We start from the raw sequence: 23,795 nt of genomic DNA on the forward strand, positions 1-23,795 counted from the left end.
GCACCTGACACGGTACGGGGCGGGGTGGCGCGCGGCCACGTGTGTCCGGCCACGTCCGGCGGAGCGCGGGTCCGGCCGACGGGAGCGCCACCGCGGCGAGTCGGGTGGGGCACGGAGGCTGCGCGGTGCGGCAGGACGCGTTCTGGAACCTCGGGTACCGCTTCGCGCCCGAGGCGCAGGGGCGCGGGTTCGCGACCGGGCTGGCCCGCGCCGCCGTCGACGCCGCCCGCGAGCGCCGCCCGCGAGCGCCGCCCGGAGCTGCCGGTGGTCGCCTACCTGCTCGAGAACAGCCCCGCCTCCGCCGCAGTCGCCCGGAAGGTCGGGCTCGCGCTGCGCCATCGCGGTCCCGACGCCGGAAACCCGGATCCGTCGGCCGTGCGCCTGGTGTTCGCGGACCGCGCGCTGAGCGAGGCGGAGCTCGCCGCGACCATGCGGTGAGGACTGCTCAGGAGGCGGCGACCGAGGCGACCTCGGGGTCGACGAGCTCGTCCTCCACCGCGTCGGCCGTCGGCGTCGGGAGCGGGCGGCGCAGACCCCAGGCGACGGCCGCGAGGCACAGCACGCACACCGCCGCGACGATCACGAGGCCTCCCGTGTAGGGCAGGACCGGGGTGAGGGCGGCGAGGATCGTCGGCAGCAGGAACCCGAGATAGGCGAGGGAGTAGTATACGCCGGTCATCCCGGCGAGCTCCCGCGGGGAGGCGAGGGACTGCGTGATGACGAGGCCCGCCACCACGCACACCCCGTAGGACGCGCCGAGCAGCGCCGCGACGCCCACCACCAGCACCGGGCGGCGCAGATCCGCGGCGACGGCGGCGAGGATCATCCCCGCGCTCATGCCGCTCAGGCCCACGACCAGCGCGCGGCCGCGGGTGAGGCGGTCGATCAGGCCCACGGTGCCCTGGGCGATCGCGCCGACGCCCAGGGTGAGCACCGTCAGGCCCGTCGCGTAGATCGTCGCGGAGTCCCCGATCTGCGCCTCGACCGTCGCAGGCAGGATGGCGTAGGCGACCCCGGCGGCGGCGAACACCCACGGCGCGGCCGGCAGCACGATCCGCGCGAAGACGGGATGCTTCACCGAGGAGACCCTCAGGTCATCGCGCAGCGCGCCGCGGGCCCGCAGTTCGCGTGGCAGGCTCTCCGGCGCCGCGAGCAGCGCGATCCCGGCCAGAAGGCACAGCCCGAGATGGACGAGGAAGGGCAGCTGCCCCGGCAACGGCGCCCACTGGGCGAGCGAGCCCGTCACGCCCGCGCCGAGCGCGAAGCCGAGGGTGAGGATCATCGAGGAGCGTCGGGCCCCGGCGGTCGGCGTCGCGCCCGGGTCGTGCGGGGCGCAGGAGAGCTCCTTGATCCAGGTCGAGCAGACCGACATGCCGACACCCACGCCGATCCCGGCGAGGACGCGGCCGGCGCACAGCAGCACGAAGCTCGACATGCTCGCCGCGAGCACCACGCTGCCGAGCGCCGCGGCGAGCAGCCCCGCGATCGCGATCGGCCGACGGCCGTGACGGTCGGAGAGCCCCGCGGCCAGCAGCATCCCCGGGACGAGACCGGCGACGTACATCCCCAGCAGCAGGTTCGCCTGCCAGGGCGCATAGCCGCCGACGGTCTCGTACACGTGCAGCAGCGGCGTGAAGTGGTTGCCGCCCCAGGCGAGGAGGAAGCCCGTCGGGGCGACGGCCAGCCAGGCCGGGATCCGTGCGCGCATCACTCGGACACCACCGAGTAGGCATCGTGGCCGGTGTGCAGGTGGCCCTCGATCATCTCGCGGAAGCCGGCGACGTCCCCGCGCGCCACCGCATCGGTGAGCTCGATGTGCTCGCGGTGCAGGGCGGGCAGGTCCGCGGCGGGGGAGAGGACTGCCAGATGCGTGAGGCGGAACAGTCGCGGTCCGAGCGCGCGCAGCACCTCCTCGACCACGCGGTTGTCGTCGTGGGAGGCGAGGGTGAGGTGGAAGGCGTAGTCGTGGACGGCGAAGTCCGCGGGTCGGCCGGTCGCGGCCTCCTGCGCCGCGAGCACCGGCGCGAGCGCCTCGACGAGGGAGGTGCGACGGGTCTCGTCGGGCGCGATGCGGGAGACGGCGTGCCCCTCGAGCATCGCGCGGACAGAGAGCAGCTCCTCCCGCTCCCGGGCGGTCGGGGTCGTGACCTGGGCGCCCTTCTTCGGCAGGAGGCGCACCAGCCCCCAGGTCTCCAGCTGCAGCATCGCCTCGCGCGCCGGGGTGCGGCTCGCGCCGTGCTCCTCGGCGACGTCGACCTCACGCAGCAGGGCGCCCGGCTCGATATCGCCGGTGGCGATCTGTCGGGCCGTCCTCGCGGCGATCTGCGTCGCGATCGGACGGTTCTCGCGGTCATCGAGCCAGGGGAGGGTGGGGGAATGCATGGGGGCGATCCTAATGCATGCATCAATGGATGCAAGGCCAGGCCGAGATGCGGTGCTCCGTCGCGGGGTCGAGATGGGCCGTGCGGGGCCGTTCGCGAGCGTCGGTCGTCCCTGCGGCCGCAGTGCGGTTCACTGGAGGCATGAGGGACTGGACCGCCGCCGCCGAGGCCTACGACCGGTCCTTCGCGACCCTCTGCGACGGCGCCGCCGCACGACTGCTCGCCGATCTGCCCGCTGGGGAGCTGCTCGACGCCGGCTACTTCGCCGACCCCGGCGGGCATCTGTGGGAGACGGCCTATGCCCCGCCCTTCCCCGTCTCCGTTGAGGGCACGATCGAGATCCCCGAGGAGGCCTCCGGCCAGGGGCGACGCGGTTACGGCCGGTCAATCGTGAACCTCTGCTCCACGACCCAGTCGGCCTGCACCATCTCCTCGAACGGGACCGGGATCGCTCGGCGCCAGAACGCGGTGGCCTCCGGATCGGTGGCCAGCTGGGTGATCGACCACGGGCCTGCGTGCGCTTCGAGCCGGACGGTTCAGAGCCCGGGCTCCTCCCAGGGCACCGGCGTCGTCGTGCCGCTCTCCCAGTCGCGACGCAGGGTCGCGTAGGCGACGGACGCCAGCGGTGCACCGCCCTCGACGGGCCAGGACTCGCGGTAGTGGGCCTCCTTCACCCAGCCGCAGCGCACAAAGGTGCGGCGCATCGCGAGGTTGTCCTCCCGGGTCTGGCCCTCGAAGCGCGTCACCTCGCCGAAGTGCTCGAAGACGTGGCGCGTGACCGCGCGGAGCTCCTCGACGCCCAGCCCCTTGCCGCAGTACTCCTCGGCCAGGCGCAGGTCGAACAGGGGAGTGGGGTCCTCGAGGTCCTCGAGGCGCACCAGGCCGATGCAGCCCAGATCGGCTTCGCCGTCCTCGACCGTGGACGAAGCACACGCGGGCGACGTCTGGTCCCGCGGGCTGACGCGGTCGCGACCGCCGGATGACGCCATCGTCACCGGCCTAGGGGTCGCAGGGACTGAGGCCCGATCGCCCGAGGACCTGGGGACCCCGCGGCAACCGGCGTCATCTCCTGGTGCCGTGCGAGCAGGGAGGGGATGATGGAGCCATGAGCGAGACCACGGCGACCCAGCAGCCCACGATCCACCCGATCCCCGAGGGCCTCGCCGAACGGGCCGCCCTCCTCGGCGGCGCCGAAGGGATCCTCACCGACGAGCAGATCGCCGGCTTCGTCACCGAGCAGCTCGCCGACCAGGACCTCGACGGCAAGAGCGTCTGCCTGATCATCCCCGACGGCACCCGCTCGGTCCCCCTCCCCAAGGTGCTGCCCGCGATCCACGACGCGCTCGCCGGCCGCGCCTCCTCCGTGACCGTGCTGATCGCGCTCGGCACCCACGCCGCGATGAGCGAGCAGGCCATCGACCAGCTGCTCGGCTCCACCGAGCGCGGCGCGAAGGCGACCTACCCGGAGTGGACGGTCCTGAACCATGCCTGGGACGATCCCTCCCAGATCGCGGACCTCGGCGTCATCCCCGCCGAGCAGATCGCCGAGCTCACCGGCGGACTGCTCACCGACATCCCCATGAACGTGCAGATCAACAGGCTCTGCGTCGAGTCCGACGTGAACCTGATCGTCGGCCCCGTCTTCCCCCACGAGGTCGTCGGCTTCTCCGGCGGCAACAAGTACTTCTTCCCCGGCTGCTCGGTGCACGACGTCATCGACATCTCCCACTGGGTGGGTGCGCTGATCACCGCCAGCCGCATCATCGGCACCCTCGGCATCACCCCCGTGCGCCAGCTGATCGACGCCGCGAGCGAGCTGATCCCCTCCGAGAAGCTCGCCTTCACCATGGACGTCGCCGAGGGTGGGGCGGACCTGGGCGCGATCGCCTTCGGCGACCCGCAGGCCGCCTGGGCCGCGATGGCGAAGATCTCCGCGCAGACCCACATCACCTACGTCGAGAAGCCCTACAAGCGGATCGTCGCCCTCGTCCCGGAGATGTACGAGGACATGTGGACCGGCGCGAAGGGCTTCTACAAGTCCGAGCCCGTCTGCGCCGACGGCGGCGACGTGATCATCTACGCCCCGCACATCACCGCGGTCGCCGAGATGCACCCCGGCATCCGCGAGATCGGGTACCACAACATCGAGTACTTCACGAAGCAGTGGGATCGGTTCAAGGACCACCCCTGGGGGGAGCTCGCCCACTCCACGCACGTCACGGGCCTGGGCACCTACGACCCCGAGACCGGCGAGGAGAAGCAGCGCGTGAACCGCTACTTCGCCACCTCCATCTCCAAGGAGGAGACCGAGGCGTACAACGTGCTGTACATGGACCCCGCCTCCCTCGACATCGACGCGCTGCGCGACGACCCCGACACCCTCGTGATCGACCACGCGGGCGAGGTCCTCTTCCGCCTCGCCTCCGAGCGCGACGGCACCGCGGAGCAGAGCAAGTGACCTCCGTCCGCCAGCCCGTCCCGCTCACCCTCGGCACCGCCCCCTCGGCCCCCACCTCGCTGTTCGCGCCCGGCCATCCCGGCTTCGAGGCCGAGGAGATGACCCCGGAGGCCCTGACCGGCGAGGCGCTCGAGCTCGCCGACGCGGTCTGCGCCGAGCTCGCGGGCGTGAGGAAGCTCGGCGTCGCCTACTCCGGCGGCGTCGACTCCGCGACCCTGCTCGCGCTCGCCGTGCGCGCGCTCGGCGCCGAGAACGTGGTCGCGCTGCTGGGCGTCTCCCCGTCCCTCGCCCGGCGCGAGCGGCGCCTCGCCCACCAGGTCGCGCGCGTGATCGGCGCGGAGGTGCTCGAGGTCCCCACCCACGAGGGCGAGAACCCCGACTACCAGAAGAATGACGCTGCTAGGTGTTTTCATTGCAAGGACGAGCTGTTCACCCGAATCGGCGAGGACGTCGTCGGCGAACAGCAGCTCGACGCGGTCGCCTACGGCGAGAACGCCGACGACGCGACCCGCCACGACCGCCCCGGCGCCGGCGCCGCGACCCGGCACCGGGTGCTGCGGCCGCTGTCCGTTGCGGGCATGACGAAGTCGCAGGTCCGCGAGGTGGCGCGGCAGCTGTCCCTGCCCGTCGCGGACAAGCCCGCCGCGCCCTGCCTCGCCTCCCGCATCCCCTTCGGGCAGGAGGTCACCCCCGAGAAGCTGCGCCAGATCGACGACCTCGAGGACGCCGTCTACGAGCAGGGCTTCAGCGACTGCCGGGTCCGCCACCACGGGAGCGTCGGCCGCATCGAGCTGCCCACCGACGAGCTGGCGCGCGCGATGGAGCCCGAGATCCGCGAGGCGCTCGTCGCCGCGGGCAAGGAGACCGGCTTCCAGCACGTCACGATCGACCTCGACGGGATCCGCTCGGGCCTGTTCTCGCTGCAGATCGTCGGCAAGGGCGGCCGTGGCTGAGGCGCTGGCCGACGGGACGGGCGCGGCCGACGGGGCCGGGCGGATCGAGGGCTTCCTCGACCTGGACCTCGACCGCGCTTCCCGCCGCGGGGCGCCCGAGGCGGTGCTCTGCGACGCGAAGTCCGTCGAGCAGGTGCGCGAGATCGCCCGGACCTATGGGCGCCTCGCCGCCGAGGGTCGCGAGGATCTCGGCCCGGTGCTGTTCACCCGGGCCGACGAGGCCCGCGCGAGCGCGATCCTGGAGGCCCTGCCGGACGCCTCCCATGACCCCTCGGCCCGCCTCCTCGCCTGGCCGGCCGAGCCGCCCGCGCCGAGCGGGGGCCTTGTGATCGTGGCCTGCGCCGGCACGAGCGACCTGCCCGTCGCGCGCGAGGCCGAGCTCACCGCCCGCCACCTCGGCCGGCCCACGAAGCTCATCGCCGACATCGGCATCGCGGGCCTGCACCGCCTGCAGTCCCGACTGCCCGAGCTGCGTGAGGCGGCCTGCGTGGTCGTCGCCGCCGGGATGGACGGGGCGCTGCCCACCGTGATCGCGGGACAGATCCCCGCGCCCGTCGTCGCGCTGCCCACCTCCGTCGGCTACGGCATCGCCGCCGGCGGCCAGGCCGCGCTCATGACGATGCTCTCCGCCTGCGCGCCGGGCATCGGCGTGGTCAACATCGACAACGGCTACGGCGCCGGGCACCTCGCCGCGCAGATCGCCCGCTGGGCCCCTGCGCCGGGGGAGTAGCAGGGGGAGAAGCGGCTCACGCAGGAGGCGACTCAGGCTTGCGTTACTTGGCCATCCGGTGGGTAAAGTAACGGGTGTTCCCCTCGGAATCGGAGGTCCCATGCCACCCGCACGCTCCACACCGCCCGCACGCCCCGCGCACCGCCCCTCGGCCCGCGAGGCGATGCTCGACGCCGCCGAGGCCCATCTCGGCGAGGGCGGCACGCTCACCCTCGACTCCGCCGCCCGCGCCGCCGGCGTCACCAAGCCGGGGCTGATGTACCACTTCTCCACCAAGGAGCAGCTGCTCGGCGCGATCCTCGACCGGATGGCCGCGCGCTACGAGCGCGAGATGCTCGCCCTGGTCGCCGCGCGCCACGGCGCCGAGATCGAGGACTTCGCCGAGGCGCCCGCCGAGCACCGCGTGCTCGCCTATCTCGACTGGGCCTGCACCGGCTCGATCGACGCCGCCGATCTGGTGATCTTCGCGGACCCCCACCTTCGCGTCGCCCTCACCGAGCGCTGGGAGGACCAGCTCTCCCGCTGGCTCGGCATCCCCTCCGGGGTCGACGCCGGCCGCGGCGCCCGCCTCCTGGCCGTGCGCCTGATGGCCGACGGGCTCTGGTTCGACCGCGCCAGCGGACTCGACGTCGGCTCCGAGGAGCAGCTGGACCAGACGCGCGAGCTCGCCCGCGACCTGCTCGGAGGTGACGCATGACGACCTGGCTGCTGCTCATCGGCGCGATCCTCAGCGAGGTCACCGCCACGCTCTCCCTGCGCGGAGCGCTCGACAACCCTGCGCTGTACGTGCTGGTCGTTGCCGGGTACGTCCTCGCCTTCACCCTGCTGGGCCAGGTGCTGCGGCGAGGCATGTCCCTCGGCGTCGCCTACGGCATCTGGGGCGCCTCCGGCGTGGTCCTCGCCGCCGCCGGCTCCGCGATCCTGTTCGGGGAGGTGCTCACCGTCCTCAAGATCGTCGGCTTCGTGCTGGTCGCCGCCGGGGTCGTGGTCGTCGAGATCGGCTCTCAGCGCGCCCACCAGGCCTCCGCCGACGCGGCCACGCCCGTCACCGCGACGGGCGCCGACGCCGTCCCCGCCACCGGAGAGGAGTCCCGATGACCTGGCTGCTGCTCGCCGGAGCCGTCCTCGCCGAGGTCGGCGGGACGCTGTCCCTCCGGATGGCCTCGACCGGCGGCGACCGCCGCTGGTACGTGCCGCTCGTGCTCGGCTACGTGCTCGCCTTCTTCCTGATCTCCGGCGCTCTCTCGCTCGGCATGCCCCTCGGCGTCGCCTACGGCGTCTGGGTGGCGGTCGGCATCGTCCTGACCGCCGTGCTCTCCCGGATCCTGTTCCGCGAGCCGCTCACGCCGATGATGCTCGGCGGCATGGGGCTGATCGTCGTGGGCGTCCTGCTCGTCGAGCTCGGCGGGGTGCACTGACGGAGGGGTGCACTGACGGTGTGCGGCTCCCGGCCCGCGGGCCTGGGAGACTGGTCCCCATGACTCGCACCCCGGATGACGCCGCCCCGGCGATGACCGAGCTCGAGAAGCTCGACGCCGGGCTCGAGTACTGCTTCGACGACCCGGAGGTCGCGGCCCGCAAGCAGGCCGCGCTGCTGGCCTGCCGCGAGCTCGACGCGATCGACCCGCGCGATGCCGAGGCGCGCGCTGCGGCGCTGCGCACCCTGCTCGGCTCCTGCGGCGAGGTCGTCGACGTCCAGCCCGGGTTCCGCTGCGACCACGGCGCGAACATCCACGTCGGCGAGAACTTCCTGGCGAACTACGACGTGACCATCCTCGACATCGCCCCCGTGCGCATCGGCGACCACTGCATGATCGGTCCCGGCACCGTGATCTCCACCGTCGGCCACCCGCTGACCGCCGCCGGCCGACGCGCCCACCTCGGGCTCGGCGAGCCCGTCACCCTGGGCGATGACGTGTGGATCGGTGCGCACTGCACGATCCTGCCCGGCGTCACGATCGGCAGCGACGTCGTCATCGCCGCCGGCGCCGTCGTCACCAAGGACGTCCCCGACCACTGCGTCGTCGGCGGCGTCCCCGCGACCGTGATCAAGCAGCTGGACCCCTCCGCGTGACGGGCGGACGGTTGCCGCCGGTTGCCTTCGGCTCGGGGTAAGCTCTGCCGAGGACAGCGGGCGCGCAGCGCCCGCGAGGACAGCGCCCGGTGGGTGCGGGACGGAGCCGGCCGAGTGGCGGACGCGCGCGTGACGATCTACGACGTCGCCAAGGAGGCGGGTGTCGCCCCCTCCACCGTCTCGCGCGCCTTCTCCCGCCCCGGCCGGGTCAGCGCCGCGACCCATGCGAAGGTCATGGCGGCCGCGAAGGTCCTGGACTACCGCACCTCCGCCCCGCCCTCGCAGGAGCGCGGCCACCGCCACCAGCGCCTCGGCATCGAGGTCCCGGACCTCACCAACCCCTACTTCGCCGAGCTCGTCTCCGGCATGCAGGAGGCCGCCCAGGAGCAGGGCTTCCTGCTGCTCCTGCTGGACGCCGTCGAGGACGAGGCGCGCGAGCGCGCGAGCCTCGAGAGCGCCGTCGACGTCGTGGACGGGATCGTGCTCTCGGGCACCCGGCAGTCCGACGCGATGCTCAACCACCTGTCGAAGCGCATCCCCGTCGTCGTGATGAACCGGCGCGTGGCAGGGCTGGATTCCGTCACCCCCGAGTTCGAGCACGGCATGGGCCAGGCGATCGCCCACCTGGCCGAGAACGGCCTGCGCACCGTCACCTACGTCGCCGGGCCCGTGAACTCGTGGTCGGACGGGGAGCGCTGGCGCGCCGTCCGCGTCGCCGCCCGCCGGCACGGGCTGCAGATCCAGCGCCACGGCCCCTTCGCCCCCACCATCGCGGGCGGCGAGCAGGCCTTCGAGGAGATGCGCGACTCCCTGCCCCATGCGGTGATCTGCTACAACGACCTGGTCGCCTTCGGCTTCCTGGTCTCCGCCCTGCGCGCCGGCATCCGCGTGCCCGAGGAGCTGTCGGTGATGGGGCACGATGACATCCAGCTCTCCCGGCTCGTCGGCGGCGGGCTCACCACCATCGTCAGCCCCAAGCGCGCCCAGGGCCGTGCCGCCGTCGAGCGCCTCATCCGCCGCATCGAGAACCCTTCCGCCCACCGCACCCCGGTCGAGGGCTCGCTGCCCGTGCGGCTCGTGCCCCGAGGCAGCACGGGACCGCGCGAGACCCCCTGAGGCGGCGCGCCCGTCGCGGTCCCCGGCCGCTTGCTGGGGCGTCGATCAGTCTGATGGAGGGCGCTTTCCCCGGCAACCCGTGACAACCGTCCGACGCTCTCGCGAAAGGTTGCGAGGATGGCCGCATGAGCAACGACGCCTTCGTCCCGCACCCCGACCGACTCCTGCCCGCGGACCCCGCCGTCCGCGAGGTCGCGCGCAGCCTCTACGAGCTCGAGAAGGACCAGCCGATCGTCTCGCCCCACGGGCACGTCGATCCTCGCCTCCTGCTCGACGACGAGCCCTTCCGCGACCCGACCTCGCTGTTCATCACCCCGGACCACTACGTCAACCGCCTGATGCACGCCCGCGGCGTGGACCTCGCCGACCTCGGCGTGGGCCAGGGACCGCTGGACGAGAAGGCCTCCCGCAGGGCCTGGCACCTGCTGGCCGAGCACTGGCACGCCTACGCCGGCACCCCCTCCCGCTACTGGATGGAGCACGAGTTCTCCGAGGTGTTCGGCCTGGAGACCGTGCTGAACCTGCGCACGGCCGACGCGATGTACGAAGAGATCGCGGACAAGCTCACCCGCCCCGAGTTCCGTCCCCGTGCCCTGTTCGACCAGTTCAGGATCGAGGTCATGGCGACCACGGACGACCCGGTCGACGACCTCGCCCCCCACGACGCGCTCGCCGCCGACGCCTCCTTCACCGGCCGCGTGATCCCCACCTTCCGGCCCGACAAGTACCTCGAGCCCGCCCGCGCCGACTTCCCCGAGCTGGTCGCCGCCCTCGGCGAGTCCGCCGGCGTCGACACCGGCACCTACGACGGCCACCTCGAGGCCATGCGCACCCGCCGCCTCTACTTCCGTGACCACGGCGCCGTCTCCTCCGACCACGCCCACATCGACCCCGGCACCGAGCGGCTCGAGATCGAGGACGCCCGCCGCCTCTACTCCGCAGCGCTCGAGGGCACGATCGGGGCCGACGAGGCCGTGGCGCTGCGCCGCCACCTGCTCGCCGACCAGGCCCGCCTGGCCGCCGAGGACGGGCTCGTGATGACTCTCCACCCGGCCGTCTCCCGCAACCACTCCGACGCGATGTTCGAGAAATTCGGCGCGGACGTCGGCTTCGACATCCCCGTCGCGGTCGACTACGTCCACCACCTGCGCCCCATGCTCAACGACGTGGGCCACGCGGAGAACTTCCGCACCGTGCTGTTCACGATCGACGAGACCGTGTTCTCCCGCGAGATCGCGCCGCTGGCCGGCGTGTATCCGTCGGTCTACGCAGGGGCGCCGTGGTGGTTCATCGATTCGCCCGATGCGATCCTGCGCTTCCGCCGCGCCGTCTCCGAGACCCTCGGCTACACGCGCACCAGCGGCTTCATCGACGACACCCGCGCCTTCTGCTCAATCCCGGCGCGCCACGACATGTCGCGCCGCATCGACGCGACTCACCTGGCCGGCCTCGTCGCCGAGCACCGCATGCGTCTCGAGGACGCCGTCGAGCTCGTCGCCACCCTGCCCACCCAGCAGCCTCGCGAGGTCTTCCGCCTCGGCGAGTCCGCGTGAGAGGAACCGATCTGATGAACGCTCCTGCCCCCTCCGACGTCGGCCGTCTGGTCCACCTCGGCATCGGCAACTTCGCCCGAGCCCACACCCTGCAGGCCACCGCCGTGGCCGGCGGCTGGTCCGTCGTCGCCTTCACCGGCCGCTCCGCCGCGATGGCGGATGCGCTGAACGCCCAGGGCGGCAGGTACGGCCTGATCGTGCGCGGCCCCGAGGCCGACGAGGTCAGCGTGCTGGACGTGATCGACGAGGTCCACCCCGCCGCCGACGTCGATGCCCTGGTGCAGATGCTCGCCGATCCCTTCACCGCCGTGGTCACCCTGACCATCACCGAGAAGGGCTACGCCGCCGGGTCGGATCCGGCGACCTCCGCCCCCGCCCGTCTCGCGCTGGGTCTGAAGGCCCGCCGCGAGGCCGGCGTCGACGAGCCGATCGCGCTGGTCTCCTGCGACAACCTCACCGGCAACGGCGAGGTGCTGGGGAAGGCCGTTCGCGCCGAGCTCGACGAGGAGACCGCCGCCTGGTTCGAGGACCACGTCGACGTCATCTCCTCGATGGTCGACCGCATCACCCCCTCGGCCGACGACGGTGCCGCGGACACGGTGCGCGAGCAGACCGGCTTCGCCGACGCCGTCCCGGTGGTCACCGAGCCCTTCACCGAGTGGGTCATCGAGGACCGGTTCCGCGGCCGCCGCCCCGAGTGGGAGAAGGCCGGGGTGCAGTTCACCGACGACATAGAGGTGCACGAGCGCCGCAAGCTGCGCCTGCTCAACGGCGCCCACACTCTCATGGCCTACGCCGGCCAGGTCGCCGGTGTGGAGCGCGTGGACGAGGCGATCGGCCACCGCGAGGTGCGGGCCCTGGTCGAGCAGCTCTGGAGCGAGGCGCGGGAGACGCTGCCCCTGCCGGCCGACGAGCTCGACGCCTACACCGCCGCCCTCGAGGAGCGCTTCCGCAACCCGCGTCTCGCGGACAACCTGATCCGCATCGCCGCCGACGGCACCGCGAAGCTGCCCGTGCGCGCGCTGCCCGTGATCGCCGAGCTCGGCGGCCCGGACAAGGCCCCCGGCGAGGTCGCGGCCGTCGCCGCCTGGACCGCCTGGGTCACCGACCGCGTGCGGGGCGGCCACGAGGTGCAGGACCCGAAGAGCGCCGAGATCGCCGAGGCTGCAGGGATCCAGGACGCGACCGAGCGGATCACCGCCCTGCTCGCCCTGCTCGACGTGGCCGCCGGCGACCCGCTGGTCGCGGCGGTCGTCGCCGAGGAGCAGCGCCTGCCCCGCCCCTGAGGCCCGGTGCCCCGGCTCCGGCCGGACTCGACACGACGCCCCGCGGATCTGTTCCGCGGGGCGTCGTGCTGTCCGTGCGGTGCACCTGAGCCTGGGTGCACCAGGTCCTGTCCGCGGCCGGGCTCTCACCGGCACAAGGGCCTTTCCACGTCCCTGCTCTGGTCCACGCCGTGCCCGGGGTGGGCGGTGATGGCGCATGGCGTTCCATTACGCCTATATAGGCATAGTGGAACGCCATGCGCCATCTGCAGACCATGTACCGCGGTCAGCGCGTACAGTGCCGGTGCAAGCGAGCCGGTCCGCCTCAGGCCAGGTCGGCGAGCTTCTCGAAGCGCTCGAGGCGCTCGCGGTAGTAGTCCTGGTGGGCGAGGACGGGCTCGACCCGGGCGAGCACCGGCGCCTCGGCGACGGGGATCTCGGGTGCGGCCTGCTCGAGGGCCATCACGGCCGCGCCGCGCATGGTCGAGCGCGAGACGGCCACGTGGTCGATCGGCATGGCGAGCGCGTCGGAGAGCAGGTGCAGCCAGCCGGGGATCGCCCCGGTCATGCCGCCCGAGAGCACGATCCGCTCGGGCTCGCCGCCGGCCTCGCGCATCTGGTCGGCGATGCGCAGGAACGACAGAGCCACGCCCTCCATCGCGCCGAGCAGCATGTCCTTCCAGGTGGTGGAGGCGCCGACGTTCGCGAACACCGCCCGGGAGGAGCCGCGCCACTTCGTGCCGCGCTCTCCGGAGAAGAACGGGATCACCAGCGGGGTGCCGGCCGAGGGCGGGCCGGAGAAGAGGGTCGCGGTGTCGGTCGCGTCGATGTCGAAGGGCATCGCGAGCTCGTTGCGGCACCAGTCCAGCACGCGCCCGCAGTCGCTCATCGCGGAGCCGACGAGGGTGCGGCGCTGGTCCACGCGGTATGCCCACAGCCCGGAGGGGAGGGCGGGGATGTCGGTGTCCAGGAGCTGGCGGATCGCGCCGGAGGTCGCCGTGGAGATGCCCCAGGTGCCGGTGCCGAGCGCGCCGATGCCGAGGTTCGCGGCGAGGCCGTCGCCGATCACGGGCAGCCACACGGCGTCGGCGAGCTGCGGGAACTCGGCGGCCAGCGGGGTGCCGCCGACGGGAAGGGCGTCGTCGGGGTCGATCGCGGGGCCCATCGTCGACTCGTCCACGCCGACGGCGTCGAGCAGCTCGGGCACGTACTGCCCGGTGCGCCTGTCGATCATGCCGGACCAGGCTGCGGAGGCGGTGCCGAGCGCGGGGGTGCCCAGCAGCTTGAAGGCGACGTACTCGCCGAGCGCCATGAACCGCTTGGTGCGGGCGAAGACCTCGGGATGCTCCTTGCGCAGCCACAGCAGCCGCGGCGCGGTGTAGGAGGAGTGGAGGCGGGCGCCGGTGCGCTCGTGCAGGTCCTCGACGTCGATCCGGGAGGCGAGCTCGCCCACCTGGGCGTGGCAGCGGGTGTCCGCGTAGGTGATGCACGGGGTCAGCGCGTTGCCGGCCGTGTCGACCGCGATCAGCGAGGAGGCGAAGGTGTCGAAGCCGATCGCGCGCACGTCGCCGGGCAGCTCGCCGTGGCCGAGCACGGCGGAGAGCGCGGAGCGGATCTCCGCGACGATCTGGTCGGCGTCGATCGTGCTGGTGCCGTCGTCGTCGACCGTGAAGGCGTGGATCTCCTTGTGCTGGAGCTTGCCGACCTCGCGGCCCGAGACGTCGTACACGGCGGCGCGGGTGCCGCCCGAGCCGATGTCGATCCCGACGACCAGGGGTCCCTGGGCGTCCTCGGCCGGGATGTTGAAGCGGGGCATGGATGATCTCCTGCAGTCGTCGGGGCCTGCGCGTGCGAGCACGACGGTCCGGGCGGTCGTGCCGGGGCGCAGGGGGTTCCGGCCAGCATACGAGGACCTCGCACAAGGCCGACGGGCTCGCCACGGGTTGCCACCTGGCGGCTGTCGATCTCCCGCCCTCGCCGCTCGCCTCGTCGGTTCGTCGCGGAGGGCCCGGCAGAAAGGGGACTCCAGCGGCACGGCGAGGGGCTCAGCTCCGCACCGTGCCGCTGGAGTCCCTTCTGTGCAGACGGCGCTCGGTCGCGGCCGGACGGGACGGCGGCGGCTCGGCTACTCCAGCACGCTCTGCCCCAGGAACTCGCCCTCGGCGCAGCCGGGCGGGATCGCGAAGACGGCCGAGCCGATCGGGGTGGTCCACTGGTTCAGCAGGTCCAGCTCGTCCAGGCGGCGCTGGATCGGCAGGAACTGCGCGAGCGGATCGGCCTGGAAGGACACGAACACCTGCCCCGCCTCGGACAGCAGCCCCGAGCCGGGCGCCGGCGCGTGCTCGTAGTTGTACGGCCGGCGGTAGATCTCCTGGTGCTCGCCGTCGTCGACCCCGCGGGCCCGACGCATGTGCGAGAACTCCCCGATCACCGGGAAGCCGTTCGCGGAGACCTTCTCGAAGTCCGGCGGGGTGCTGTCGTCCCCGCCCGACAGCGGCGCGCCGTCGTCCTGCCGGGTGCCGGTCGCGGCGTCCCTCGCCCCGCGGTCGGCCTCGTCCCAGCCGTCGAGGTCCATGCGGATCCGACGCACCACCATCGAGGTGCCGCCCGCGAAGGGACCGTCCTCGATCCAGACCACCTTCGCGAAGTGCCCGCTGCCCGGGGCGGGGTTCGCGGTCCCGTCGAGCTGGCCGAACAGGTTCCGCAGGGTGCTGCCTGGCCTCACGACGCCGGGGGAGCGGCGAAAGCCCGTCTGCCCCCATCGGAGGGTCGTGAAGGCGCGGGCGTCCTTCAGCAGCATCCGTGCGGCGTGGGAGACCGTCAGCGGATCGTCGGCCGCGACCTGCAGCAGCAGGTCCCCGCCCGACCACTGCTCCTCGAGCTCGTCGATGCCGAAGGCGGGCAGCGGTGCGAGCCAGTCCGGCGCCGGGCGCTCGGCCCGGGACATCAGCCCCGGGCCGAAGCCGGCGGTGACGGTGAGGGAGGCGGGCTCCGTCGCGAGCTCCGGCTCGGTGTCCGCGAGCGCGGGCTCGCCCCGAGTGAGTCGGGCGGCGTCGTCCGTGAGCAGCCGCAGCATCCGCAGCACCCCGTCGCGGTCCACGTCCTCGCGCAGGTCCAGGGCCAGGAGCGTCGCCGACGCAGGGGCGGGCGTCTCGATCCCGGCCTGGTGCACGCCGTGGAAGGGGACGGTCGGCCCGCCGTAGGGCGCCTGGTGGGTCGAAGCCTCCTCCGCGGAGTCGGCAGGGGCGGCGGGGTCGCCGAGGGAGCGGCCGAGCCCGACCCCCGCGGCGCCGATGCCGAGCGCTCCGGCGCCGAGGGTGCCGGCCCGCAGCAGGTGGCGCCGGCCGGGGCGGGCCGGAGCGCGGTCGTCGCGGGAGGTCACTCGGCACCGCCCTCGGCCTCGGAGCCCTCCGCGGGCTCGTCGGCGCTGTGGCCGCCGTGATCGCCGTGTCCGTCGGCGTGCCCGTCGTGCTCGCCGCCGCCGTCGGAGGCGCCGGAGCCGGCCGAGCCCTCGGGCTCGTAGTGCTCCTGGGCGCCGGCGAAGTCCTTCACCGTGGCGGTGACGACCAGCTCGGTGCCGTCCTCGCACTGCAGCGTCAGCTCCACCTCGTCGCCGGGCTGCAGCGGGGCGGCGAGGTCCATGAGCATGAGGTGGTTCCCGCCGGGCTCGAGCACGAGCTCGCCGCCGTCGGGGACGGGGAATCCGCCCTCCTTCTCCTGCATGCTCATGCCGCCGGAGCCGTCGCCCATGGTCTCGTGCAGCTCGACCATCCCGGCCGACGGGGTGCTCGCCGAGATCAGCTGCAGATCACGGCCGGTGTCGTTGGTGAGGGTGCCGAAGGCGGAGGTCATGCCTTCCTCGGCGGCCTTCACCCACGGGTCGACGAGGGTGAGCCCCTCGGCGCTCGTGCCGCTGCCGTCCGAGGCGCCGCCCGTCCCGGAGCTGTCGGAGGGGTCGGAGCTGCAGGCCGCGAGCGGCAGGAGCAGCGCCGCGGCCAGGGCGGCCCGGCGGGTGGGACGGGCGAGGGAGGGCAGGAGGGAATGCTGGGACAGGGAAAGCTGAGACATGGAAGGTCCTCTCGAAGGGCCGACGGTCCGCGGCGCAGGGCGCGCGGGCAGCGGTCGGCGCGGACCCGTGCGGCAGGGAGACCGGACGGGTGATGGTCGATCGGGGAGGGCCTGAGCGGGCGCGTCGGTGCGCGGTCGTCACGCGCGGGGCGGTCGGCGTCGGGCGCCGTGCCGCCGGGCGCGGGGGCGCCGGGCATCGTGCCGCGCGGCGGCGAGGTCCCGGGCACGGGGCGCCGGGTGCTGCCGGACGACGAGGGGCGTCGTCCCTGCTCAGGCCGCGAGGACCACCGGAGGGCCCCGGCGCAGCTGCGGGGTGAGGACGGCACGCTGGGCGTGCAGGAGATGGGGTGCCGCGGGCAGGGGCCGGGCCGGCCGCTCGGGCACCAGCAGCGTGATCAGCAGCAGCAGCGGTGGATGCGCGAGCACCGCGAGGACCGCGAGGGCCAGGCGCGCGCAGCGCATCAGCACCGACTCGCCGTGCTGCAGCAGCACCGCGGTCAGCATCGCGGCGAGCACGTGCAGCAGGAGCATCCGCAGATCGGAATGGCTGCCGTGCAGGGCGTGGTCGGCGACCGACGCGACGCCCTCGCCGCCGCCGTGGGCGCCGTGCCCGGCGACGCTCCCGGCGCCGTGCCCTGCGTAGCCCGCGCCGTGGCCCAGATGGGAGCCCGGCGGGTCCACCAAGGCCCGCCCTGGGTCACCGGGCGTGCCCGCGCTGAACAGTCCGTGGAACAGCGCCTGGCTGGCCAGCACCGCGACGCCCATCCGGGCCAGGGAGAAGCGCGTGCCCGCCAGCAGCGTGCACACGGCGACCGCGAGCCACCAGGGCACGAGGATTCCGAGCCAGGCCGGCATCGCCCCGCCACCCGCGAGGTGGCCGCCGAGCGCGACGGCGGTCGCGATCGAGGCGGCGGTCCCTCCGCGCAGCAGGCGCAGCGGAGAGCGGGAGGCGGACATGCCCCTATTCTGCCCGGTCGGGCCGGGCAGCGCGGCGCGAGATGTCCTCGTCGGCGCGACCGGCCGGCGTCCCGGGCGTACTACGTCGCGTGGGACGGCACCACCATCACCGGCCCCTCGGCGTGCTGGAGCAGGCCGCGGGAGACCGAGCCGAGCAGGGTGCTGGTCACGCGCCCGTGCCCGCGGGTGCCCACGACGGTGAGCTGCGCATCCGCCGACTCCGCGATCAGCAGCCGTACGGGGTCGCCGACCAGTACCTCGCTGGTGATCGTGAGCTCGGGGTGCTCCCTGCGACGCTGCTCCAGGCCCTGTTCGAGCCCGGTCGCGGCCCGGGAGCGATGGGTCTCGACCACGTCGGGATCGGGGAGCCAGGCCGCATAGGAGCCGCCCCAGTCCTCCAGGGACGGGATCACCATGAGCACGCGCAGCGAGGTGCCGCGGGACAGCGCCGCCTGCGCGGCCACGTCCAGCGCCGCCTCGGCCCGGGCGGAGCCGTCGGTGCCCACGGTCACGGGGGCGTCCTCCTCGATGGGCTGGAAGCGGTGCGCGCCCTCGCCGAGCTCGTAGCCGCGATGCACCACGACGGTGGGACAGTGCGCATGGGCGGGCAGCGCGGCGGAGACCGAGCCGAGCAGCCGGCCGAGGAAGCCGCCGCGTCCGCGCGCGCCGACGACGGCCACAGCGGCCTGGGCCGACAGCTTCACGAGCACGCCCGCGGCATCGCCCCACTCGGCGCGCAGGTCGAAGGCTCCGCTGTAGTCGCGCAGGTGCTCCCGCGCCTCGTCGAGCAGCTCGCGGGCGGCGTTCAACCGCGCGACCTCGGCCGGGACGACCGGGGTGAGGGCCGCCTCGGCGTAGGCCATGGTCGGCACGGTGTAGGCGGTGACCACGGTGAGCGGCAGATCCTGGCGCAGCGCGGCGCGGGCGGCGTAGTGCAGTGCCTGGACGGCCTGCTCGGAGCCGTCGTAGCCGATCAGCACGCCGAGCGGCCGGTCCCCGTCCGGCGAGGTGCCGGGCGCGTCGGAGGCGACGGACGCCGGGGCGTCGTCGGTCGGTGCGGCGGTCTCGGCGGGGCTGGTCCGGGCGGGCTGGGCGGTGACGTCGTCGTCGGGCATCTCGACCTCCTGGGCCGGGGGCTCCCTGGGCCGACGGGGCCGCCCCCGTGGGTCTCCTCCGCCGGTCCGTCGATCCTAGTCGCGGCCGGACCCGCCCGCGCGGGGCAGAGGTCCCGCGGCGGGGGCGAGCGCCGCGGTCGGGCATCTTCGGGTCCGCCTCCGGGGAGGGGCGGCCGGACTTCTCGGCCGACGAGAAGCCTCGTTGCCGCGCACCCGGGACGGGACGAGGGTGGGGCGCGGGCTCGTGGTCGCGGGCCCGACCGTCGGCCCGAAGGAGCGCCACGCCATGTCCGAGCTCACCGTCCTCGCCAGCCCGAGCCGCTACGTCCAGGGGAAGGGCGCGCTCGACGCGCTCGGCACCCACCTCTCCGCCCTCGGGAGCAGCCCGCTGCTCGTCGCCGACGACACCGTCTGGGGCCTCTTCTCCGATCAGGTCACCGCCTCCTTCGCCGCAGCGGGCCTGCCCGTCGTGCGCGTCGGCTTCGAGCGCTTCGCGACGCCCGATGCCGTCGACGCGCTGGTCGTCGCGATCGCCGCCGGCGGCCATGACGTGGTCGTGGGCTTCGGCGGCGGATCGAGCATCGACGCCGCGAAGGCGGCCGGGCACCTCGCCGGGATCCGCTGGGCGAGCGTGCCCACGGCGGCCTCCTCCGATGCGCCGACCTCCGCGCTCGCGGTGATCTACACGGCCGAGGGCGAGTTCCACGAGTACCGCTTCTTCCCCCGCAACCCGGACCTCGTCCTCATCGACACCCAGGTCGTGGCCGAGGCGCCGGTGCGCTTCCTCGCCGCCGGGATCGGCGACGCGCTGGCCACCTGGCTCGAGGCGCGTGCCACCCGCCGCGGCACCGGCACGGCGATGGCCGGCGGTCGCCCCACCCTCGCCGGCACCGCGCTGGCCGAGCTGAGCTGGGACATCCTGTGGGAGAACGCGCTGCCGGCGCTCGATGCGGTCGCCGCGCGCGTGGTCACCCCCGCCCTGGAGGCCGTGGTCGAGGCGAACACGCTGCTGTCCGGGCTGGGGTTCGAGTCCGGAGGCCTCGCCGCCGCGCACGCGATTCACAACGGGCTGACCGCCGCCCCGCAGACGCACGGGCTCACCCATGGCCAGAAGGTCAACATCGGCTCCCTCGCCCAGCTCGTCCTCGAGGGCGCTCCCGCCCAGGAGATCGAGGACTTCATCGTGTTCACGACGAAGGTGGGTCTGCCGAACACCCTCACCGAGATCGGACTGACCCCCGAAAACCGGAAGGAGCTCCGCGCAGTCGCCGAGGCCGCGACGGTGGAGGGCGAGACGATCCACTCGATGCCCTTCCCGGTGACGGCCGACGACGTCCTGGCCGCGCTCACCGCCCTCGAGAAGCTGTCGCGACGCGTGCGCCGGGAGCACGGCCTGCCCGAGCCCGAGCTCTACACCGGCGGAGGCCACTGACCCCGGCTCGTCGGAGCCCGGGACGACTGACAAGTGGCCCGCTGGGGCATGACTTCTCGGTAACCCCTGGGGGCGGGAAGAGGGCCGGTCTACGCTCCCCGCATGGACCTCCGCTTCCGGGCACCGACGATCGAATGGCGCGGCCCCGCCCCGTTCGTCTTCGCGCGCGTGCCGGAGGAGGAGGCCGACGCGATCGCCGCGATCTCGAGCAGCGCCAGCTACGGGTGGGGCTGCATCGCGGTCGAGGCCCGGATCGGCGACACCGACTTCACCACCTCGCTGTTCCCGCGGGAGGGCGGCTATCTGGTGCCGGTGAAGGTCGCGGTGCAGCGCGCCGAGGGGGTCGAGGTGGGCGACGAGATCGAGGTCGCCCTCCACATCGAGGAGCGCTGAGCGCGCCGGGTCAGGCGTCCTGGCCGGGGGTGGGGCCGTGCGGGTGGCCGAACTCGTCGGCGTAACGGGCCCGCAGCTCCTCCCAGCCGTGGTCGAGGGCGTCCATCCCCACGATCCGCTCTTGGTCCAGACCCTCGAGCCGGGCGTCGAGCACCGCCAGGCACACATGCCACCCTGCCGCGAAGTACTGCGCCTGCTGCGGGTCCGGCAGGGTGACCTGCAGGTCGAGCTGCCCCTCGTCGACCATCCAGCCGAGTGTCGCCTCGCCCCAGCGATGGGTGAGCGCATGCTCGCCGGCGATCGCGAGCACGTCGGCGGTGACCGGGTCCTCCTCGGGGTTCTCACGCGAGAGGGCCGGGCCCGGCGAGGTCAGGGCGCGGTCCGGCACGACCGGTGACCAGCGTGCGAGCTGGGCGGGGTCGGTGAGCGCCTGCCACAGCTGCGCGGCGGTGCCGGCGAGGTCGACCTCCATCACCAGGGTGCCGTCGGCGAGCTCGGCGCGCACGGGCAGATCGCGGATGCGGGCGTCGATGTCGGGATTCCCGGCGATGGTGGGGTTCTCAGCGGGGTCGGGGTGCTCGGCGGTCATGGATCCTCCTCGGTGTCGGTGTCGGTGTCGGTGTCGGTGTCGGTGTCGGTGTCGGTGTCGGTGTCGGTGTCGGTGTCGTGCGGGCCGGGGCGGGCGGGGGTGTCAGAGCATGGCGGCGGGAATACCCGCATCGGCGTCGACGTGGCCGTCCGTCGCGCCGGAGGGGCCGCTCGTCGCGTCGGACGAGTCGTCCGTCGCGCCGGAGGGGCCGCTCGTCGCGCCGAACGAGTCGCCCGTCGTGCCGGAGCGGCCGCCCGTCGGGACCGCGGGGCGAGCGCCCGAGCCCAGGTGCACCGCGCCCGGGATGGTGCGCGCCCTGTGCTCGGCCCGGTCGTGGAGGCGGTCGAGGATGAACTGCGACGCCGGGCTGCGGGAGACCGCGCAGCGCACCTGCACGCGCAGCCGGCGACGCGGGCCCGGTCCGGCGAGGGGCACCGCGACCACGTCCGGGCGCAGGTCCTCCGCGATCAGCGAGGGCTGGACGGTCACGTAGTCCCCGGTCGCGACGAAGCCGAGCACGGTGGGGAAGTCCCGCGGGTTCACCGCGACGGCGGGGCTGAACCCGGCCGCGCGGCAGGCCGCCGCGATGCGCTCGAACCAGGAGGAGTCCAGCGGGTCGTCGGTCGCCCAGGGCTCGTCGGCCAGCTCCTTGAGCGTCACCTCGGAGCGCGACGCGAGCGGGTGGTCGAGGCCGACGATGACGACGTACCCCTCCTCGAGCAGGTCCTGGCACTCCCACTCCTCGGCCCTCTCCAGGGGGAGCCCCTCGCCGACGACGATGTCGAAGCCGTCCGCGCCCGCATCCGCATCGGTGCACTCGCGCACGCGGAAGTCGAGGCCCAGCTCGGGGAAGTGCCGACGCACGTCGAGGGTGAGCTGCGGGATCCAGGTGGCGGCGAAGGAGCCCGCATATCCGAGCCGGAGCGTGCCGGTGCGCCCGGAGCGCAGGTCCTGCACGGTGCGGTCGAGTGCGGCGAGCGCCTCGAGGGCGGGGCCGGCCTGCTCGGCCAGCGCCCTCCCGTGCGCCGTGACCACGATCCCGCGGCCCGAGCGCTCCACGAGCTCCAGACCCGTCTCGCGCCGCAGGCTGGACAGGTGCTGGCTCACGGCCGACGGGGTGTAGCCCAGCGCCTCCGCGCTCGCGCGGATGCTGCCGGTCTCGACGACGGAGCGGAGGACGCGGAGCTTGAGCGGATCGAGCATGCCGCGACCCTACCTCTGTTCAGTCCGACTGAACAGAGGGGTGCAGATCATCGCTTGTGCTGAAGAGTGTGCGGGCGAAGGATCGAGCCATGACCGCAGCACTCCTCGGACTCCTGTTCATCGTCCTCATCGCCCTCCTCGCCGTCGCCCTCGGATCCCTCACCCGCCTGCTCGCCGCCCGGATCGTCACCCCGCGCGAGGAGCACGAGCGCCTCTCCGTCGCCGAGCGGATCGCGCGCGGGAACGCGCTCATCGCCCGCGAGCTCCGGCCCGACGGGACCCATCCGGTCGCTCGCACCGCCGAGCGCACGGACGGGGCCGCCGCGGAGCCCGGGCGGGAGCCGCGGCAGGACCTCGCCGTGCGCTTCCCGGAGATCGCCGCCCACTCGCTGCGCTGAGCGGGTGGGGCGCCGGGCACGGCCCGACTCAGCGGGGGCGTCGCCGGTCGTGGCCGATCCGCGAGATGTCCAGGTCCGGCACCACCATCACCGGGCCCTGCGCCCGCTCCAGCAGGCCGCGGGAGACCGAGCCGAGCAGGGCGCTCATCATGCGGCCCCGTCCACGGGTCCCCACCACCGTCAGCCGCGCGTCGCGCGAGCGCTCCACGAGCAGGGCGACGGGATCGCCGACCTCGACCGAGGCGGTGACCGCCACCTCGGGGTTCCGGTCGCGCAGCGCCCGGGCCTCGCCCTCGAGCAGGGCGAGGAGCTCCTCCCGCTGTCGGTCCAGGAACTGCTGGTCGGGCACCGCGGCGAGCGCGGAGGCGGACCAGGTGTCCAGCGGCGGGATCGCCTGCAGCAGGTGCAGCGGCGCCCCGGCAGCCGCCGCCGCCCGCTGCGCGAGGGTGGTCAGCGTGCTGTCCTCGCTGCCGTCCAGCCCCACCACCACGGGCTCCGTGCCCGGCACCTGGGTGAAGCGCTCGCGACCGGTGGTCTCGGGCACCACGTAGCTGGAGGGGACCACCACCGTCGGGCAGTGCGCATGGGCGGGCAGCGCCTCGGAGACCGAGCCCAGCAGGCGCCCCAGGAAGCCGCCCCGGCCGCGAGAGCCGACCACGGCGAGGCGGGCGAGCGCGGAGAGCTCGACGAGCACGCCGGCCGCATCGCCCTGGACGGACTCGAGCGCGACCTCGCCCGGATAGCCCTCCAGGTGCGGGAGGGCGCCCGCGGCGACCTGCCGGGACGCGGCCGCACGGGCCTCATCCTCGGGCACCGGCGGCAGCGAGGCCATGTTCGGGTAGACCATCACGGGCACCGTGAACGCGGAGACCACCGTGAGCCGGCAGCCGATCCCCAGCGCCATCGTCGCCGCGTAGTGGAGGGCCTGGATCGCCTGGTCGGAGCCGTCGTATCCGACGAGCACCCCGACCGGACGGGACTCGGGATCGAAGAGCAGGGGAGTGGAGCTGTCGTCGGCGGGCATCGGGGCCTCCGTTCCGGGGGCGCGGCGCGACCGTCGACGGGATGCCCCCATCGGTCGAGCCCGCCGTCGGTACCTCCGAGGGTACG

Annotated in this window: 26 protein-coding genes; 15 read left to right on the forward strand and 11 right to left on the reverse strand. The window is 73.8% G+C overall.

Annotated elements, in window-relative coordinates; all coding sequences use genetic code 11:
• Positions 1–264: 264 nt before the first annotated feature.
• Positions 265–438 (forward strand): hypothetical protein, encoded by a 174-nt coding sequence (locus tag A4A78_RS18335; protein ID WP_197466620.1) that lies wholly within the window; start codon positions 265–267, stop codon positions 436–438.
• A gap of 7 nt (positions 439–445) precedes the next feature.
• On the opposite strand, the gene A4A78_RS03330 is transcribed toward A4A78_RS18335, so the two are convergent.
• Both A4A78_RS03330 and A4A78_RS03335 read right to left on the reverse strand, forming a co-directional pair.
• Positions 446–1,708 (reverse strand): MFS transporter, encoded by a 1,263-nt coding sequence (locus tag A4A78_RS03330; RefSeq protein WP_062946987.1) that lies wholly within the window; start codon positions 1,706–1,708, stop codon positions 446–448.
• The gene (locus A4A78_RS03335) at positions 1,708–2,382 is read right to left on the reverse strand and encodes a GntR family transcriptional regulator (RefSeq protein ID WP_062946988.1); all 675 of its coding nucleotides are present in this window, start codon (positions 2,380–2,382) and stop codon (positions 1,708–1,710) included. Before A4A78_RS03335 ends, A4A78_RS03330 begins: the two co-directional genes overlap by 1 nt.
• Before the next feature lie 140 nt (positions 2,383–2,522).
• On the opposite strand from A4A78_RS03335, the gene A4A78_RS03340 reads away from it, so the two are divergent.
• Entirely contained in the window at positions 2,523–2,990 is a 468-nt protein-coding gene (locus tag A4A78_RS03340) for a hypothetical protein (RefSeq protein ID WP_062946989.1), read from the forward strand.
• Here the strand turns inward: A4A78_RS03340 and A4A78_RS03345 are convergent.
• The gene (locus tag A4A78_RS03345) at positions 2,918–3,370 is read right to left on the reverse strand and encodes a GNAT family N-acetyltransferase (RefSeq protein ID WP_082835162.1); all 453 of its coding nucleotides are present in this window, start codon (positions 3,368–3,370) and stop codon (positions 2,918–2,920) included. The two genes, A4A78_RS03340 and A4A78_RS03345, sit on opposite strands and share 73 nt — an antisense overlap.
• A 116-nt stretch (positions 3,371–3,486) precedes the next feature.
• Between A4A78_RS03345 and A4A78_RS03350 the strand changes: the two genes are divergently transcribed.
• The 10 genes from A4A78_RS03350 to A4A78_RS03395 all read left to right on the forward strand — a co-directional run bounded on the left by A4A78_RS03350 (position 3,487) and on the right by A4A78_RS03395 (position 12,551).
• Entirely contained in the window at positions 3,487–4,839 is a 1,353-nt protein-coding gene (locus A4A78_RS03350; RefSeq protein WP_062946990.1) for a lactate racemase domain-containing protein, read from the forward strand.
• Positions 4,836–5,792: an ATP-dependent sacrificial sulfur transferase LarE gene (larE, locus tag A4A78_RS03355; RefSeq protein WP_082835163.1), complete on the forward strand. Its 957-nt coding sequence runs from the start codon at positions 4,836–4,838 to the stop codon at positions 5,790–5,792. Before A4A78_RS03350 ends, larE begins: the two co-directional genes overlap by 4 nt.
• The gene (larB, locus tag A4A78_RS03360; RefSeq protein WP_231880817.1) at positions 5,785–6,522 is read left to right on the forward strand and encodes a nickel pincer cofactor biosynthesis protein LarB; all 738 of its coding nucleotides are present in this window, start codon (positions 5,785–5,787) and stop codon (positions 6,520–6,522) included. Before larE ends, larB begins: the two co-directional genes overlap by 8 nt.
• A 100-nt stretch (positions 6,523–6,622) precedes the next feature.
• Positions 6,623–7,219, forward strand: coding sequence for a TetR/AcrR family transcriptional regulator (locus A4A78_RS03365; protein ID WP_062946991.1), 597 nt, complete (start codon positions 6,623–6,625; stop codon positions 7,217–7,219).
• A complete protein-coding gene (locus A4A78_RS03370; RefSeq protein WP_062946992.1) occupies positions 7,216–7,620 on the forward strand; it encodes a multidrug efflux SMR transporter in 405 nt (134 codons plus the stop codon). The genes A4A78_RS03365 and A4A78_RS03370 overlap by 4 nt, the downstream gene beginning before the upstream one ends.
• Positions 7,617–7,940, forward strand: a complete 324-nt coding sequence (locus A4A78_RS03375) for a multidrug efflux SMR transporter (RefSeq protein ID WP_062946993.1) — start codon at positions 7,617–7,619, stop codon at positions 7,938–7,940. Before A4A78_RS03370 ends, A4A78_RS03375 begins: the two co-directional genes overlap by 4 nt.
• A 59-nt stretch (positions 7,941–7,999) precedes the next feature.
• Positions 8,000–8,596 (forward strand): sugar O-acetyltransferase, encoded by a 597-nt coding sequence (locus A4A78_RS03380; RefSeq protein WP_231880818.1) that lies wholly within the window; start codon positions 8,000–8,002, stop codon positions 8,594–8,596.
• Between the two features lie 129 nt (positions 8,597–8,725).
• The gene (locus A4A78_RS03385; RefSeq protein WP_231880819.1) at positions 8,726–9,712 is read left to right on the forward strand and encodes a LacI family DNA-binding transcriptional regulator; all 987 of its coding nucleotides are present in this window, start codon (positions 8,726–8,728) and stop codon (positions 9,710–9,712) included.
• Positions 9,713–9,837: 125 nt separating this feature from the next.
• A complete protein-coding gene (uxaC, locus tag A4A78_RS03390; RefSeq protein ID WP_062946995.1) occupies positions 9,838–11,265 on the forward strand; it encodes a glucuronate isomerase in 1,428 nt (475 codons plus the stop codon).
• 14 nt (positions 11,266–11,279) lie between these two features.
• The gene (locus A4A78_RS03395) at positions 11,280–12,551 is read left to right on the forward strand and encodes a mannitol dehydrogenase family protein (RefSeq protein WP_062946996.1); all 1,272 of its coding nucleotides are present in this window, start codon (positions 11,280–11,282) and stop codon (positions 12,549–12,551) included.
• Positions 12,552–12,855: 304 nt separating this feature from the next.
• On the opposite strand, the gene A4A78_RS03400 is transcribed toward A4A78_RS03395, so the two are convergent.
• From A4A78_RS03400 to A4A78_RS03420, 5 genes are all read right to left on the reverse strand, one after another.
• A complete protein-coding gene (locus tag A4A78_RS03400; protein ID WP_062946997.1) occupies positions 12,856–14,346 on the reverse strand; it encodes a gluconokinase in 1,491 nt (496 codons plus the stop codon).
• Between the two features lie 309 nt (positions 14,347–14,655).
• Positions 14,656–15,912, reverse strand: a complete 1,257-nt coding sequence (locus tag A4A78_RS03405; RefSeq protein ID WP_062946998.1) for a Dyp-type peroxidase — start codon at positions 15,910–15,912, stop codon at positions 14,656–14,658.
• Positions 15,909–16,598 (reverse strand): copper chaperone PCu(A)C, encoded by a 690-nt coding sequence (locus A4A78_RS03410; RefSeq protein ID WP_062946999.1) that lies wholly within the window; start codon positions 16,596–16,598, stop codon positions 15,909–15,911. Before A4A78_RS03410 ends, A4A78_RS03405 begins: the two co-directional genes overlap by 4 nt.
• A 270-nt stretch (positions 16,599–16,868) precedes the next feature.
• A complete protein-coding gene (locus tag A4A78_RS03415; RefSeq protein WP_062947000.1) occupies positions 16,869–17,555 on the reverse strand; it encodes a hypothetical protein in 687 nt (228 codons plus the stop codon).
• 80 nt (positions 17,556–17,635) lie between these two features.
• Positions 17,636–18,670, reverse strand: coding sequence for a universal stress protein (locus tag A4A78_RS03420; protein WP_062947001.1), 1,035 nt, complete (start codon positions 18,668–18,670; stop codon positions 17,636–17,638).
• Positions 18,671–18,956: 286 nt separating this feature from the next.
• On the opposite strand from A4A78_RS03420, the gene A4A78_RS03425 reads away from it, so the two are divergent.
• Positions 18,957–20,102, forward strand: coding sequence for a glycerol dehydrogenase (locus A4A78_RS03425; RefSeq protein ID WP_062947990.1), 1,146 nt, complete (start codon positions 18,957–18,959; stop codon positions 20,100–20,102).
• A gap of 102 nt (positions 20,103–20,204) precedes the next feature.
• A complete protein-coding gene (locus A4A78_RS03430; RefSeq protein ID WP_062947002.1) occupies positions 20,205–20,495 on the forward strand; it encodes a DUF1905 domain-containing protein in 291 nt (96 codons plus the stop codon).
• A 10-nt stretch (positions 20,496–20,505) separates the two neighbouring features.
• On the opposite strand, the gene A4A78_RS03435 is transcribed toward A4A78_RS03430, so the two are convergent.
• Both A4A78_RS03435 and A4A78_RS03440 read right to left on the reverse strand, forming a co-directional pair.
• Positions 20,506–21,084, reverse strand: a complete 579-nt coding sequence (locus A4A78_RS03435) for an SRPBCC domain-containing protein (protein ID WP_062947003.1) — start codon at positions 21,082–21,084, stop codon at positions 20,506–20,508.
• 102 nt (positions 21,085–21,186) lie between these two features.
• A complete protein-coding gene (locus A4A78_RS03440) occupies positions 21,187–22,287 on the reverse strand; it encodes a LysR family transcriptional regulator (RefSeq protein WP_062947004.1) in 1,101 nt (366 codons plus the stop codon).
• Positions 22,288–22,376: 89 nt separating this feature from the next.
• Between A4A78_RS03440 and A4A78_RS03445 the strand changes: the two genes are divergently transcribed.
• Positions 22,377–22,685, forward strand: a complete 309-nt coding sequence (locus A4A78_RS03445; RefSeq protein ID WP_062947005.1) for a hypothetical protein — start codon at positions 22,377–22,379, stop codon at positions 22,683–22,685.
• Positions 22,686–22,713: 28 nt separating this feature from the next.
• Here A4A78_RS03445 and A4A78_RS03450 read toward each other — a convergent pair whose 3' ends face one another.
• A complete protein-coding gene (locus tag A4A78_RS03450; RefSeq protein ID WP_062947006.1) occupies positions 22,714–23,709 on the reverse strand; it encodes a universal stress protein in 996 nt (331 codons plus the stop codon).
• Positions 23,710–23,795: the final 86 nt, after the last annotated feature.

This window comes from Brachybacterium sp. sponge (assembly GCF_001613775.1).
In the GTDB taxonomy this organism is placed as follows: domain Bacteria; phylum Actinomycetota; class Actinomycetes; order Actinomycetales; family Dermabacteraceae; genus Brachybacterium; species Brachybacterium conglomeratum.